This window comes from Pontibacter sp. 13R65, assembly GCF_047525655.1.
Classification (GTDB): domain Bacteria; phylum Bacteroidota; class Bacteroidia; order Cytophagales; family Hymenobacteraceae; genus Pontibacter.
This window is the reverse complement of record NZ_JBLIQL010000008.1, coordinates 1-15,086: the sequence shown is the minus strand read 5'-3', so window position 1 is coordinate 15,086 and position 15,086 is coordinate 1. Positions and strand designations below refer to the sequence as shown.

Sequence of the window (15,086 nt, the reverse complement as noted above, 5' to 3'; positions counted from 1 at the left end):
AAATTTTAAATAGCGTTATTTAATAGCCACTGCCTTATTCTCTTCCTGCAGCACCACTACTTTATAGCCTCCTTTGGAGCGGTAATAGAGCATCAGAAAAATAAAGGCGGCAAACATGATGATCGGGAAAATAGCCACCGTTTGCAGCGCCTCTTTTTTAGCCACATTTTGAATAGCTTCTACCCGGTTCTGCTCCTCCGGATTTGCCTGTGCCAGCTTAGCCGAGTTCAGCGCCTGGTAATCTCCGAAAATACTGCTCTTCTGCTCGGTGGCGTAGGTGCTGTGCAGCGTTGTATTATTGGTCGCATCGTAGGCACTTAGGTTCTGATCGATGGTTTTATCCTGCGCAAATCCAAGAATGACAGCCCCAATTACGCCTGCGGCAATCATACCTACACCACCAGTAATGTTCAGCGTTAAAGCGCCACCTTTCGGGAACCGTTCGGCCACCACACCCAGAATAGTAGGCCAGAAAAAGGTTTTGCCCAGTGCAAACACCGTGGCCGCCACCAGCACCATCATGCCGGTTGAAACCGAGAGTAGCAACAGTCCAGCACAAGCAACAGCTGAGCACACCGCCAGCAAACCTAGCGGCGAAATTCTATGAATAATAGAACCTGCAAAAAATCGTAGCACCGCCATAATAGCCGAGGTGTACACCAGGATCCAGCCTGCCTGAATGCCGATGTTGTTCATTTCGGGGGCCATTAAATCAGAGATCCAGCTGTCGGTTCCCAGTTCTGTGGTAGCAAGCGGAATCATGAGCAGGTTCAGGAAAATAAACACCGGCTGCCCCACACTGCGCACATAAAACCCGAAGATGGCTACTATGCCTAGTGTAATAACTATGTTCAAAAGCGTAGACCAGCCAAAGATGGAACCTAACTGAAACACGATCAGCGATGTAACAATGAGCGCTCCTCCTACACCCACTTCTTTCAGCATAGCCAGGTACGATACTCCTGCCTTTACCCGCTCGTTTACAGGAAATTTACGCGGGAACATCATGATGCCATAGAGCACCGTAGGCAGCATGATCAGGATCATCTTAAGTTTCCAACTGGTTTCGGCTCCTAACATGAGCGCCATAACGCCTCCTAGCACCAGTCCAGTTGGCCAACCCGCATGCAGCATGTTCAGCCACTTGCTTTTCTCGCGAGGGAACATAGTGGCCACTACAGGGTTAGTAACAGCCTCTACAGTACCGTTGCCAAGTGCCATTATAAAGGTGGCAATGTAGAGCGACCAGTAGCCAGTGGCAAAGAAAGTCAGCACAGCAGAGGCTGAGTGGCACACAAAAGCGAACACCATCGCGTTTTTGTATCCGATCCTGTCGATAATCAGGCTGAAGAGCACTATACTAATGGCAAAAGGCCAAAGCCCAACACCGGCAATCTCTCCAATCTGGGTATTGGTCAGGTTAAACTCCTCTCCCCACTGTGGCAGTGTGAGCGCGCGAAGAATAAACCCAAACGACGTCGTAACCAGAGCCACAAAACAGGCCCAGAAGAGTTTTTTATCGGGTGCCTCCTGCAGGGCAGCCGCTTGCACATTTGTAGCACTCATAGTTTACTGTGTTAAGTAGTGAGATAGAATTTCGTTTTTGTTCAACCGGTAGTAGAAGCAATAGTCTCTACAGCGCCTCTTGCTCATAAATTATTTGCTTCCACTTTCATAATGCCGTTCATCAGGCGCCAGTGGCCGGGCACAGTGCAAACAAAGGGATAATCGCCAGGCTTGTCTGGAACGGTAAATACCAGTGTTTCTCTGCCCTGCGGATCGATGAGGCGGGTTGCCACTATAATTTCTGTCATCTGAGGTACATACTGTTTATCGGCTCCCTTAGGGTCTCTTGCCAGAGCATCGGCTGCATTGCCCACCTTGTCGAGGGTGCCAGGCTTGGCAAGCAAAAAGTTGTGCTGCATAAAATCCGGGTTATCGAAATGAAGCGTCACCTTCTGCCCTGCCTTTACAGTGAAAGTTTTCTTGTCGAACTTCATTTCATGCTCTACCACCTTTATATGAATGGTGACGGCATTGGCAGCAGGGTTGGTAGCAGAGGTCAGTCGGGCAGGTGTTTTGGTGTTACCAGCAGGTTTTGCAGAAGTTCTGGCATGTGCTGTATGGTTTCTTGCTGCTGGGGCTGCTTTCTTAGTAGATGCTTTGGCGGCGGCTAGCGCCTCTGCTGTAGGCTTGCGGAGTTCCAGCACACCATCGTTCCGCATATCGCCCGTAAAGAAGAAGCGGTTCGGATAATCTCCCACTTTGTTTTCGTTGTCGTAATCGCGGCCTATACGAACTTCGTTGGGTGTTATGGCTTGAGCAAATAGGGCTGGAGCCTTGCCAGTGGCCACGGTTTTGTTGTTCACATCGATACTCATGGCGCCTCCGGCCGAAAGTTTGGCAACCACCGTAAAACGTTCCTCCGGCAAAGGGGCAGAAGTAATGGCCTGATAGGCTTTGCCTTGCTGCTTTACCATCCAATGGAGCCTATTGTCTTGCACGTAGAGGCTGTAACCTCCGTTTTTGTTCCCTTGGGCCACAATAACACCGTTTATGCCGTTGGCTGATGGCCCTATGGAAGTTTCTAGGCGAATCTCTTTGCCCACTACTTCTGGTGGGAACATGATCTGAGAGCGCCTGTTGATGGGATATAGTTCTTTGTCAAGGCTCTTTACGATACGCTCCGCCAGAGTGAGCACGGAGTCTGGTTTATGTGCAAGATGCGGATCTTTGGGAGCACTACTCATAAAGCCTTCCTGGTGGGTAAGTGCAGCCGCAAAAAAGGCCTGTGGCAGGTACTCATCCTTCGCTGCCTGGGCATCCAGACTGGCGGTATGAATAAGCTTGCCGACTTCGGCAGAGGCAGGCATATCGGCCATGGCTAACACAGCAGCCATCCGAGTTTTCAGATCAGGGTCCTGGAGTAGGTTTGCCTGAATCAGGTGGTTAAGAGTTTGCTGATTTTTCGGCAGCACCTGTACCGCATTTTTACGGACACCGGCAGCAGGGTGCGTTAAAGCTTTTGTTGCCACTGCCAACGCTTCTGCATTTGATCCGTCGAGGGCACCTAATCCATGTAGTGTCCAGAGGGCATGCACGGCGGGGCTGTTAAGCCCTATCTCGTCTACCTGCTGGTTGTTGATTAGCTTGTACAGTCCGGGAATAACGGCTATGTTCTGGCTTTCCACAATCAGGCGCTGTGCTGTGGTGCGCCAAAACATGTTGTCATTTTCCAGTGCGGCTAAAAGCGCTTCTGTATTGCCTGCTGCTAATTGCATAGGCTCGTAAGGTTTGGCTCCTTTGTACACCACCCGGTAAATGCGGCCGTGTCCACTGTCGCGCAAAGGGTTGATATAAGCATTGCCTTTGCCGTTTTCGAAGCCACGAGGCGTTGGGTTATGCTGAATAATAAAATTGTACCAGTCAGCTACCCAAACGGCACCATCCGGCCCAACTTCGGCATGCACCGGCGAGAACCACTCATCGGCGCTGGCTAGCAGGTTAAAGCCATTCTTTTCGGTATAGCCGGCCCCTTTTCGCTCCAGCACCGCCTTGTGCAGCACGCGGCCTGTAGGCTCGCACACCAGCCCCACCCTGTTCCAGTACGATTTAGGATAGTTACGCGCAGTGTACATGTTATGTCCGGCCGCTGCGGTAAAGCCGCCATGGTAATCTACCTGGCGCAAGTAAGGTGTTACGTGTGGCATATCGAAGTGCGAATCTGTTCTGAAAATGTTGTTGCCAGATCCTCCTGCCACTGTTCTTTTCAGGTACTCGCTCGGCATGGCAAAATAAGCGCTATGCAAGCCATTGGCAGTAGATATAAATACATCGAACTCCTCGGAGAAACCCAGGCCCCAGGTGTTGTTGGTGGTACGGCCGAGGTACTCCAGGCTTTCTCCTTTCGGGTCGAACCGGTAAACCCCCTGGCTGAAATTGTGCTGCTTTCCGCCAACGGTGCCATCAAAACCAGCATAGCCCAGCACACCCCATACTTTATTGTCGAGGCCGTACTTCAGGTTTGAGGGACCGGCATGTGTATCGCTCTTGCCCCAGCCGGAAATTATTTTCTGTTTAACATCGGCCTTATCGTCGCCATCAGTGTCTTTCATGAAAAAGAAATGTGGCGCCATGGCTACAATTACGCCTCCATTGGCAAAGGTCAGGCTGGTAGGAATATTGAGGCCATCTGCGAAAACAGTGAACTTATCGGCCTTACCGTCGCCATTTGTGTCTTCGCATATCTTAATGCGGTCGTTGCCTACACCTTCCTCATCGCGTACCTCGTTCGGGTAGTCAAGCGTTTCTATTACCCAAAGCCTGCCCTTCTCATCCCAGGCCATGGCAATGGGGTTGATGATATCTGGCTCGGAGGCGAAAAGCTGTAGCTCAAAATCTACAGGTACCTGCGTCAGTTTCTGCGACTCCTCCGGCGTGAGGGCATGCTGGAACTTGGGTGGTACTTCACGTCTCTCGTAGTTGGGAACGTCTGCTTCCGTAAATGTTGGTTGTGGCAGGTTCAGTCGGGCCGCCTGGTCTTTTGTCTTATCGCCCACCGCCCATAAAATACCGTTCTCCATCAGCTTATGAAAGCCGGGGTTGCCCCAGGTGCGCTCGTCGTGGCCGTAAGCAGTATAAAAAACGCGGCCTTTGCCCTGTGTTCTCACCCAGGTCCACGGCTCCCGGTGGTCACCCTCCACTCGCTCCATCAGCATGGTCATGTCGGGGTTCAGTTTGCTGTGCACATAGGTTTCGTCCCAGGTTTCGAACTCGCTTAAGCCTTTCATCACCTCATGCTCCGGCTGGGTAATAAGAGCCGTAAAGATACCTGCGCGGTGCGACTTAAACTGGCCGCCTACCGTGCTTACATACCAATCGGAATTACGGAAACAAAAGGAAGCACAGTGCACCGGAATCAGCCCTTTGCCACCTTCCACAAAAGCTTTTACAGATGCCTCCACCTCCGGCGTTACCTCATCGTGGTTGGCATAGATCATGAGCCCGTCATACTTGTTGAGGTTCTCAGGCGTGAGGTCGGCCAGGTCTGCTGTGTACGTTATATTAATCCCTTTCTGAAACAATGGCAGGCCCAGCATCGGAGCAAATTTCTCAGAGTTGTGGTGCTTGCTATTATGGCCTAGAAAAAGTATTTCAACGCGTTTAGCAGGTGCCTGGATTTGAGCACCTTTATCTGTTTGTGCCTTTCTGGCGCAACTGCTGAAAACGGTGGTACTGATAATAGCTATGAAAAGTAACTTCCGCATATAATTAAAGTGCTTAGGTTTAAAGGCGATAACGTTAGCCCCATTTATATAATGAATCGGATGCCGGCAGATTGTGTGCAGTGGCTATGGTTTATGATGCACTGCAATGTGTTTGAAAAAACGTTTGCTTATTGAATAAAATAAACAATATCAATTTTTTAAGCTATGAAACAGGAGTATAAAACTAACTTACAATAGTTCATTTTAAGCATAATCTTGTTCTTGTATTTTGCTACTCCCCAAGGGGCTCTGCAGGCTCCTATATTTAAGGCCTTCGCCAAGACAGGCTTGGTTTGCGGGCTTCAGAATATTGACTTAACAATAATCCCTAAATTTATTTTAACAATCCTACTGTTTGTTAGCTAATTCTGACTGTTTTTTACCAAATTATAACCTGAATCTAGGAAAAGAGCACAAAATCGGCATAAGGGCTACATATACCTTTATGCGTCTAATTATTCTTTATTATTTTTTCTGAAAAGATACTCCTCATGAAAGTTGTAGTCCGAAAATCTGCTATTCCAGATAATAGAGCTTTTATCATAAAAGAATTGGTAGCTCCTTATTTTGACCCGAACTGGCATTTTCACCCGGAGTACCAGCTTTTTTTTGTGTTAGAGGGCAAAGGCACCCGTTTTATTGGCGATAACATCAAGCCCTTTAAAGAAAACGACATGGTGCTGATGGGCCCAGACCTCCCCCACCTGTGGCGTAGCAACAACGAATATTTCAACAAATGCAGCGGGTTGCAAACACGTGGTATTGTCGTTTATTTCAGAGAAGATTTTCTGGGACATTCTATTCAGCAGAAAGAGGAGATGAAGGAAATTCTGCATCTGTTCCAGCGTTCGAAGCGTGGGCTTGATATTATGGGAAAGGCCAACAGCCAGGTTGGAGAGATGATGACAGAGCTAACGCAACAGAAGGGGGTAGAAAGTGTTATTCAGCTCTTAAAGATTCTGCACACGCTTGCCACCTCCCCCGACTGTTACCCAATTACCAATTCAGGTTATGTAAACCTCAACAAAGAGTCTGAGAAAGACCGCATGAACCGGGTATATGAGCACGTGATGAATAATTTTGAACAGAAAATTACTCTCGAAGAGGTAGCTGCCATCGCTAACATGTCATCCAGCTCTTTTAGCCGCTATTTCAAATCCCGGGTAAACAAATCGTTCTCCGATTTCTTGAGCGAGATCCGGATTGGCCACGCTTGCAAGCTACTCAACGACGAGGAAAGGAACATTAGCCAGGTTTGTTATGAAAGTGGCTTTAACACCCTCTCCAACTTTAACAAGCAGTTTCGCGACATAACAGGCAAAACTCCTCTTCAATACAAGAAAGAATGCCTGATTTCGCAGAAACTCTTTGAATAAATCACGGCAGCCTATCACCTCAAAGCCCTAAAATGCCTCCGGAAGAGCATTTTTATTAGTAGAATTTGATTGTATTTAGGTTCAATGGTCTGATTGCTAATTGGTTGACCCGAGGGTGCAGGAGGTTCTACGACTCTTGATTTTTTAACTAATCAAAGGGCTTGGAGCTTGTATCTCATTTTTACCTCTGGAAGGCCTTTTTCATTAGAAAAATTTGAGAGTCATTGCAGCTTTAGTAACGTGGATCTTTCCGGAAAGGCAGTTTTGCCATCTTCTCCACCTCCATGCTCGGGAAACCGAATTCTTCTACCACCTTACCATAGAGCAGGTACACGCCGTTGCCTCTGAATGGCCAGCCCTTGAGCGAAGGCGGGAAATGCACCGTATCGAAGAAGTCGCCTGCCGCATCCAGAAAAGTGCCAAACTGCATGAGTTCTCCGCGTACTGTGCGCACATGCTTGGTGGCGATCAGTACTCCCATCATGCGCACCTGCTGCCCCACGTGCTGCAGCAACTCTGCCGCTGGCACATCGCCACGTGCTGCGGTCTGCAGCAGGTCGAAGTACGAACAGCTTACAGGAAACCCCAGCAGTTCCATTTCATCATACGCGTCTTCTTCCAAGGTATTTTGCAAGGTAGGCAGGACAGGAGCTTTGGCAGCTACTTCAAACAGCAAGGGCGCGCTATCGTTGCCCGCCTTGTGGCCCAGCAGGAAATGTGCCTCCCAGAGCAAGGTTTTCTTGCCTTTGCCCGTAAACCGCAGCGCCTGTACCCGCACCAGCAGTAAGAGTTGCTCCAGCGAGACATGCGTGCGCCTGATGAGTTCTTCCAGGCTTGTATAAGGGCCGTGCTCCTCCCGCTCGGCCACCAGCTTTTGTGCCAGCTTTTGCTCCAGGTGCTGGATGTGCACCAGACCCAGGTAAATATCGGTGCCCCGGATGGTGGTATGGTAAAGGCTGTGGTTGAGGCAGGGCAAATGAATGGTGGCTCCCGCTTTGCCAGCCTGCTGCACGTACACCCACGTTTTATAGAACCCTCCAAAGTTGTTGATGACGGCCACCATAAACTCCAGCGGGTAATAGGTTTTCAGAAAAAGACTCTGATAGCTCTCCACCGCAAAGGAAGCCGAATGCGCTTTGGAGAAGGAGTATCCGGCAAAAGACTCCACCTGCCGCCATACCTCCTGTATAATGGCTTCGGGATAGCCTTTGCTGCGGCAGCTGGCAAAAAACTTATCGACCAGCTTCTGAAATTCGGCTTTAGAGCGGTACTTGCCGCTCATGCCCCGGCGCAGTACATCGGCATCGGCCAGGTCGAGCCCGGCAAAATGGTGGCATACCTTCAGCACATCCTCTTGGTACACCATTACGCCATATGTTTCCTTCAGCTGCTCCCCCATTACCGGGTGCAGGTGCTCGATTTTATCCGGATCGTGGAAGCGCTGAATGTAAGCACGCATCATTCCTGATTTTGCCACCCCCGGCCGGATAATAGAGCTGGCCGCCACCAACGACAGGTAATTGTCGCAGCGCAGCTTCTTGAGCAGCCCGCGCATGGCCGGGCTTTCGATGTAAAAACAGCCGATAGTGTCGCCAGACTTCAGCTGCTCCCGCACCTTTTCGTCCTGCTTAAAACGCGCCACATCGTGTGCATCTATTCTGATACTCTGGTTCTGTTGCACCAGCTGCACGCATTCTTTTATATGCCCAATGCCCCGCTGGCTCAGTATATCGAGCTTCTCGAACCCAATGTCTTCGGCAGTGTACATATCCCACTGGCTCGTAGGCATGCCTTTTGGCGGCAGGTCCAGAGCGGTATAATTGGTAATCGGCTCCTGCGATATCAGCACGCCACCGGCATGGATTGAGCGCACGTTCGGAAAATCGGTGAGCAACTGCCCGTACCGGAAAATCTCTTTGGTGAGGTAGTTGGCGTTGCTCGGTGCCTGCGGCTGCGCCACCAGCGCATCAAGTTCAGTTTTAGGCAATCCATACACTTTTCCCAGCTCCCGCAGAATAGAGTTTTGTTGAAAGGTGCTCATGGCTCCAAGTAGCGCTGTGTGCTCGCGCCCGTAGCGCTTAAAAATATAATCCAGCACTTCGTCGCGTTCGTCCCAGCTATAATCAATGTCAAAGTCGGGCGGACTAGTACGTTTTGGGTTCAGGAAACGCTCGAAATACAGGTCCAGCTCAATAGGATCTACGTCGGTAATATGGAGGCAATAAGCCACTACGCTGTTGGCCCCGCTGCCCCGCCCCACGTGGTAAAAGCCGCGGCTCATGGAATAGCGAATCACATCCCAGGTAATGAGAAAATAAGAGCAGAAGCCCAGCTTATCGATAATGGCCAGTTCATGCGCCACCCGCTGCCGGGCTACCTGGTACTGGGCTCCGTAACGTTTGCGCAGGCCGTCCCAGGCCAGCTTCTCCAGCAGCAGGCGATCGTCGTAGTCGGTACCGGTAAAGCTGAGCTTGTTTTTGCGGCTGCTGAAATCGAAGGTAAAGGCAGCCTGTTTCACCAGCTTCTCCGTGTTCCGAATCAGCTCCGAAAAACGCTGGTAATGTGCCAGAAAGTCGCTGGCGTCGCAGAAGCAGGCATCCTCTGCCAGACCATGCGCTGGTTGCAGCTGGCTGAGCAGAATGTTGTTATCGATGGCACGCAGGTGCCGGTGCAGGGCATATCCGGTTTCGTTTTTGCAGGTAAACAGGCCCCACATCAGCAGTCGTTCTGCATTTTTCCTGCTATCAGAAAACAGCAGCTTGTTGAGTTCGGCAGGCGCAACAGCTATGTACTCATTCTCGCGTAAAGGCTGCCGTGCATCTTTACCCGAAAAAGGATAAATAATGACTGCCTCCTGAAACACGGGCGGCACATCGGGCAGAGGCTTGTGCTGGAGCAAGTAGCGACTCAGAAAACTGTTCAGCTCTCGAAAGCCCTTTTGATTTTTAGCTATGCCAGTGTAGAGCCAGCGGTTGTCACGCCGGAACTCAATTCCAATCAACGGCTGCAACTGCTGCTTTATACAAGCTTCCACGAAAGGGAATATACCAGATGTGTTATTAATATCTGTAAGAGCCAGCGCCTTATAGCCTCTTGCTTTGGCTTCAGCTGCCAACTCCTCTACCGACATAGTGCCGTAGCGCAGGCTGTAATATGAATGGACGATAGCTAGCATGCTTTTAGAGACATAAGTATTAAGATGCAAGACACTGGATTTTCTTTGCGATGATAGTTATGTACTTTCTTCATTTGGCCTATTACATGTTATGGTTCCAACTGCTGCTTCTTGTGCTCTGCCTGTTATAGCCTATAATAATGGCGCGAGCGTCTTCTCCTGTGTTTACTCCGGCCGCTTCGCCATAAGTAATACTCGGTTCAAAGGCCCTTAATAATCCTTATCAATGAGGATATTAATGCTGTGAGAAGAGCCACAGCCACCAGACACTCGCAGGAGCTGCGGGTTTTTCTGGTGTTGCTGCAGCTGAACCGAGGTTTCCATTTTCAGAAAAGTCCTGTGTCCTGTGCCTTGGGACTAGTGTCTGGAAAGAGCCCCACCGCCCGCTTCACTGCCGCTTCGCCATAGCGGTGACGGATTTTATCCATGGCCTGATAAAGGGTTGCCATTTGAGCAGTATCCTCAAACAGATCAATCTGCTGGTAACCTTGCACCAGGTTACTCAGTCGTACCCCAAGCAGCCGAATGAGCAAACGCCGGTTGTAAAGCTTCTGGAAAAGTTCTTTTGCCTTGCCAATGAGAATATGGTCTGAAGCATTATAGGGAATGGTGAGCTGCTGCGTATGCGTATCGAAATTGGCATAGCGAAGCTTAACGGTAATGCAGCCGGCAAGCTTGCCTTGCTTCCGTAGTTCAAAGGCTAGGCCCTCCGTCATAGAAACCAGCAGGCTGTTCAGCATGGCAACATCGGTCGTATCAGTGGTAAAGGTTTGCTCCGTACTAATGGATTTCTGCTCGGTATAAGGAATTACCGGAGCGCGATCAATACCATGGGCTTTCTCCCAGATGTGGATACCATCTTTGCCCAGCACCTTCTGCATCATCTGCACAGGTATGGTGGTCAGCACCTCTATGGTTGGGATTCCCATGTTGCGCAGCAGCTGGTAGTTCTTCTGTCCCACTCCCGGAATTTTGCGGATAGAAAGTGGTGCCAGGAAATGCTTTACCTCCTCCTGACAAACCTGCTTGGCTCCGTTGGGCTTAGCCTGTCCGGTGGCAATTTTAGAAACCGTTTTGTTTACCGATAAACCAAAGGAAATTGGGAGGCCTGTTTCTTTTTTGATTGTATCACGCAATTCATTCGTCCACTTCCAGGTGCCGAAAAACTTGTCCATACCGCTCACATCCAGATAGTGCTCATCTATGGAGGCCTTTTCATAAACCGGAGCCCTATCGGCTATAACCTGAGTGACAAGATTAGAATAGTTGCTATAAGCCTCCATATCGCCACGCATTATGATAGCCTCATTGCAAAGTTGTCGGGCCATTTTGATAGGCATACCAGCATGCACTCCAAAGTAGCGGGTTTCATAACTGCAGCTGGCAACCACTCCCCTGTCGGAGAGTCCCCCAATAATAATCGGTTTGTTCTTGAGCTTCGCGTCCCGTAGGCGCTCCACCGAAACAAAGAAAGTATCAAGGTCAAGATGTGCAATTATACGACTATCAGATGGTATCATACTCTCAGATGTTAGCTAAAAATATTAGCACATTACATGCTATTTATTTTAGCAATTACGAGAGTAATATATATAAAAGCTACATATATGAGATTTATTTATACACATTTTGCTAACCATGTTAGTATCCATTAAGATTAGCATCAGGAGTTAAGAGAAAAGCTAGCTGAATGAGATTAAATAATAGAGGTAGTTCCTTTGAAGAAGAGAATAAATAGTGCAATTATCAAAGGAGAATAATGTAAAATATAGAGCCAGCAAACTTTAGCTATATGAATATTATTTACTGAAATTACGCTCTTATTCGGCAGGGTAAGCTAAAAACATTAATGAAATTTGATATCGACTAAGGTCTTAGTTGCTAGTTGGGAAGGTAGTTAGGTATGTTATTATATGAAGTGATAATTAGATATTGTTTCCGCTAATGCGTAGCTTAAGTTTACATTGTGTTTACCTCACCCTGGTTCTCCTGCTAGGTTCTCACTAAATGTATTAAAAAGAGCGACATGCCTTGTTCTAGTTAGTAATAGAATGTAAAAGGATATAGCTAACGCACAAGGGGAGATTTATGATATAAGGTGTCTAAGAGGATTAAGAAGAACATTGATAAGTAATAGTACTAACCAAACGAATATAGCTTATACAAAATATGAAAGTCACTCTCGAGGGGCCGCCCCAAAGCCTTATGCTGCATTTTAAATGAAAGTCTCAAGAAATAGTTACCCATGATACATTCTATGCTGCTGCCTCTAAGTGCAGTAAACTAATCAAAAGAGCCTGTCGAGCGGCCACTTGACAGGCTCCTGATTAAAAGGGCATGCCCCTCTAAGGCTGGCTTGGCGGTGTTGCAGGTGCCAAAGGCCCCTTCTGCTCTGGCTTGTAAATTGCCCCAGTGGCAAAGTCAACGACTGCTCCAGGCCAGAAGAGGAGAATGTCAGCAATCAAGGCTCCTGCACGCACCTGCCTTTGCGGTTGACCTGCTAAAGGCTTTGTTCTTTGGTAATCGGTGACAGGCCCTCCGAACACAGTTGCACAGCCGGAAACCGATGCCGCAAGAAGCACGAAGGCCACAGTTTTTGTAAGTTGTTTCTTCATAACGGTAATTTTGAGTGATTTTAAAATGTCAAGCAATATACATATTTCTATATATATATATTAAAATAATGCAATGCGATTTCTCCTTCGCCTACCTGTACGGTGCCTACTGTCACTCTTTTGTTGCGAATGGCACCCTAAATACTGCATTCTGCACTCGGCCACTTTTCCTTTCGAATAGTAATTCCCTTAGAAGCCGCCCCTATTGAACGTAACAGCAGATCATAATGTCCCTCCAGAAGCTGAAATCGCAGGAGGGGAAGCAGCTTCTGGAGGCTGTTCTAAATTAATAAGGATGTATAATATATTTGGCAGTCCAGTTCCGTCTATAGAACACCGGTTGAATTACTGGAGGAAATTGTAACTTGAAAAACTAACTAGATTGTTATCAGTGCGGAGGCCAAGTGTTTCTTCTACCTCCGAGTTGTACTCACCTACATTCAAATAACTGGTTACATTCCAGCGCAGGCCAAAAGTAGAATCCAGGTTCTTGAGCAGTCAAATTGTACCCGCCTAAACAAAGAGCTGTTGCACTAATATTATGACAAAGGCAAAAAGTTTATTACTACTTAATAAAGTATAGAAAGCCAAAATGTGATACTAAGAAACAGCTTGTTATGCCTGTATTACCACTTTATTACCCCACAAAAAAGGCTACATGTATAGCCCTTTTTTGTGGGAACGTAGCTTACATTATCTACTGCTGTTCCACAACCTGAAGCCGTGATATATACTTTAGTTTTGAGGACCTGCAGCAACCGGTGACACAAATTAGGGTTTTGTGCTCTGGAAAACCATCTTACTTCTAATAATTTGAGAGCAGCTTCTTGCACTTTTCCACTCCTCTTCCTGCTGCCCATAAAAAATAATGGTACATGTTTATAAACTGATGTAACTTGTGCCGCAGGTGTTCTTACAGATTCTTTTTCTTTTCTTTTGTCAGGAGAATAGTCTCGGTATGGAATGGCTGCCCATTCTCACCTTTTAGCTGCACCTGAACACTTAGTTCTTTTTTATTTTCGGTGAAGCGGAAAAGCCCGTAGTGCTTCTGATTAACAAGTGGCCCAACTCGGTAAGGGTTATACTCGGAAGTATTGTTGATGGAAGAATGCGTGAGGCCACTGGAGGTAATATCGTATACAGGATAACTTAAGCCCGGAATTTCTATTTTGGAAAATTCTCCAATATGCCTATCGCCGCTTACCAGCATCACTCCTTTTGCTTGTGTTTTTGCAAGCAACTCAAAAAGGCGCTGCCTTGCTACCGGAAAATTAGCCCATTTTTCATAAGGATGCTTATCTGAGACAAATTGAATACCGGAGCCAATAATATGGGCATCAGCTTTGCTATCCTTTAATTCCTTTTCCAGCCAGGTCCACTGCTCCTCCCCAAGTATGTCACCTGTAGTGTTAGGCACGTACGCCTTTAGGCTATCTTTCTCCAACGCATCCTGGTGGTAGCGAATATCTAATAGAATAACCTTTACTGTTTTTTTGTTCAACTTATAATTATATGCTGCATAAATACCTTCCTGCTTTCTACGGTCGCTGTTGGCTGGCTCATTCAGAAAATCTAATGCCAATTGTTGGCTCTCTTTCTTATAAGGAAATTCTTTCCCGGCATCGTTACGTCCGTAGTCATGGTCGTCCCAGGTACCGATTACAGCTACCTTTTCTCTTAACTTTTTGTACTCCTCCTGGTTCAGCTACATGTCGTACTTTCCTTTCAGAAAAGCCATATCATCCGAGTCGCCATAAATATTGTCGCCCAGCCAGATCCAGAGGTTTGGTTTATCATTCATTATAGCACTCCACATTGGCTGTGGCAGGTTCTGGCGATTGCATGACCCAAAGGCTATTACCATTTCTTTCTTTTTTTGCGCCTGCACCAGTAGCGGGAAACATGTACAGGTAAGTAAAAAACAGAAAATAAACTTTTTCATGAGTTTTTGTGAGTAGAAGTTCAGGGAGCAAAAGTAAAGTATTTAGCTAAGGGAGATATTACCTTTACATCATGTTGCTGTTAACTTGGTGCAGCAATGAGCAGGCAAATCACCTCTAAAATACCACCTGCGCAATATGATTGTAGATTATTTACTCCTACCGAAACAAAAATGACAAAAGTTAATTGATAATCTTATATGCAGAAGTATTGCTAGAGTAAAAGTTGCCGCCAACTGATTGATAGCAAGCTTTTAAGTTTGTTTCAATTTCTGAGTTCACGTTAGATTAGGAATAGATAGGAAGCTATTACAGCCAACAGTTATTCTTTTGCACAGGGTGGTACAATTGGCTAAAAAACCTTACTTATTGGAAGGAAGCAAAACCTAAGGAGAGCCTCAGTAAAAGGGGGTAGTAAAGAGTGGCTTGTGAGAGATAACTTGGGTGCCCACTGACCTTTTCCTTTCCGAAACAAGGAAAAAGACGGGCAGCACCTGCAGTGTTACAAGAGGGCTTAAGAAAGAAGAACTAAAAACGTCAGGCGGTCAAAAAGCTTCCGGGCTGCGGGCTGGGTCTATAAAACGCAGGCGGCCCCCGTCCAATTGGAACGGGGGCCGCTGGTTGTTGGGGTTGGCGGCTACCTACTCTCCCACCTGTGACGGCAGTACCATCGGCGCGGCGGGGCTTAACTTCTCTGTTCGGGATGGGAAGAG

8 protein-coding genes and 1 rRNA gene are annotated in these 15,086 nt (G+C 47.6%); 1 reads left to right on the top strand and 8 read right to left on the bottom strand.

The window, feature by feature from the left end; all coding sequences use genetic code 11:
• Positions 1-15: 15 nt before the first annotated feature.
• Together ACMA1I_RS11495 and ACMA1I_RS11490 are read right to left on the bottom strand one after the other, a co-directional pair.
• Positions 16-1,566 (bottom strand): MFS transporter, encoded by a 1,551-nt coding sequence (locus ACMA1I_RS11495; protein WP_337068479.1) that lies wholly within the window; start codon positions 1,564-1,566, stop codon positions 16-18.
• A gap of 83 nt (positions 1,567-1,649) precedes the next feature.
• Entirely contained in the window at positions 1,650-5,267 is a 3,618-nt protein-coding gene (locus tag ACMA1I_RS11490; RefSeq protein WP_337068478.1) for a PVC-type heme-binding CxxCH protein, read from the bottom strand.
• A 491-nt stretch (positions 5,268-5,758) separates the two neighbouring features.
• On the opposite strand from ACMA1I_RS11490, the gene ACMA1I_RS11485 reads away from it, so the two are divergent.
• Positions 5,759-6,643, top strand: a complete 885-nt coding sequence (locus tag ACMA1I_RS11485; protein WP_337068477.1) for an AraC family transcriptional regulator — start codon at positions 5,759-5,761, stop codon at positions 6,641-6,643.
• A gap of 232 nt (positions 6,644-6,875) precedes the next feature.
• Here the strand turns inward: ACMA1I_RS11485 and ACMA1I_RS11480 are convergent, their stop codons facing one another.
• The 6 genes from ACMA1I_RS11480 to rrf form a co-directional block, all read right to left on the bottom strand.
• Entirely contained in the window at positions 6,876-9,818 is a 2,943-nt protein-coding gene (locus ACMA1I_RS11480) for a DNA polymerase III subunit alpha (RefSeq protein WP_337068476.1), read from the bottom strand.
• Positions 9,819-10,144: 326 nt separating this feature from the next.
• The gene (gene dinB, locus ACMA1I_RS11475) at positions 10,145-11,338 is read right to left on the bottom strand and encodes a DNA polymerase IV (RefSeq protein WP_337068475.1); all 1,194 of its coding nucleotides are present in this window, start codon (positions 11,336-11,338) and stop codon (positions 10,145-10,147) included.
• 825 nt (positions 11,339-12,163) lie between these two features.
• Positions 12,164-12,433: a hypothetical protein gene (locus tag ACMA1I_RS11470; RefSeq protein ID WP_337068474.1), complete on the bottom strand. Its 270-nt coding sequence runs from the start codon at positions 12,431-12,433 to the stop codon at positions 12,164-12,166.
• Between the two features lie 913 nt (positions 12,434-13,346).
• Positions 13,347-14,138 carry an alkaline phosphatase D family protein gene (locus tag ACMA1I_RS11465; RefSeq protein ID WP_337068658.1) on the bottom strand — a complete coding sequence of 264 codons (792 nt, stop codon included), beginning with the start codon at positions 14,136-14,138 and terminating at the stop codon, positions 13,347-13,349.
• Positions 14,139-14,375: a hypothetical protein gene (locus ACMA1I_RS11460; protein ID WP_337068473.1), complete on the bottom strand. Its 237-nt coding sequence runs from the start codon at positions 14,373-14,375 to the stop codon at positions 14,139-14,141.
• A gap of 626 nt (positions 14,376-15,001) precedes the next feature.
• A 5S ribosomal RNA gene (gene rrf, locus ACMA1I_RS11455) occupies positions 15,002-15,086 on the bottom strand; the annotation flags it as partial.

What these genes read in the sequence shown, in the direction of transcription:
- ACMA1I_RS11495 (WP_337068479.1), bottom strand. Translation starts at nt 1,566, where the DNA reads ATGAGTGCTACAAATGTGCAAGCGGCTGCCCTGCAGGAGGCACCCGAT.
- ACMA1I_RS11490 (WP_337068478.1), bottom strand. Translation starts at nt 5,267, where the DNA reads ATGCGGAAGTTACTTTTCATAGCTATTATCAGTACCACCGTTTTCAGC.
- ACMA1I_RS11485 (WP_337068477.1), top strand. Translation starts at nt 5,759, where the DNA reads ATGAAAGTTGTAGTCCGAAAATCTGCTATTCCAGATAATAGAGCTTTT.
- ACMA1I_RS11480 (WP_337068476.1), bottom strand. Translation starts at nt 9,818, where the DNA reads ATGCTAGCTATCGTCCATTCATATTACAGCCTGCGCTACGGCACTATG.
- dinB (WP_337068475.1), bottom strand. Translation starts at nt 11,338, where the DNA reads ATGATACCATCTGATAGTCGTATAATTGCACATCTTGACCTTGATACT.
- ACMA1I_RS11470 (WP_337068474.1), bottom strand. Translation starts at nt 12,433, where the DNA reads ATGAAGAAACAACTTACAAAAACTGTGGCCTTCGTGCTTCTTGCGGCA.
- ACMA1I_RS11460 (WP_337068473.1), bottom strand. Translation starts at nt 14,375, where the DNA reads ATGAAAAAGTTTATTTTCTGTTTTTTACTTACCTGTACATGTTTCCCG.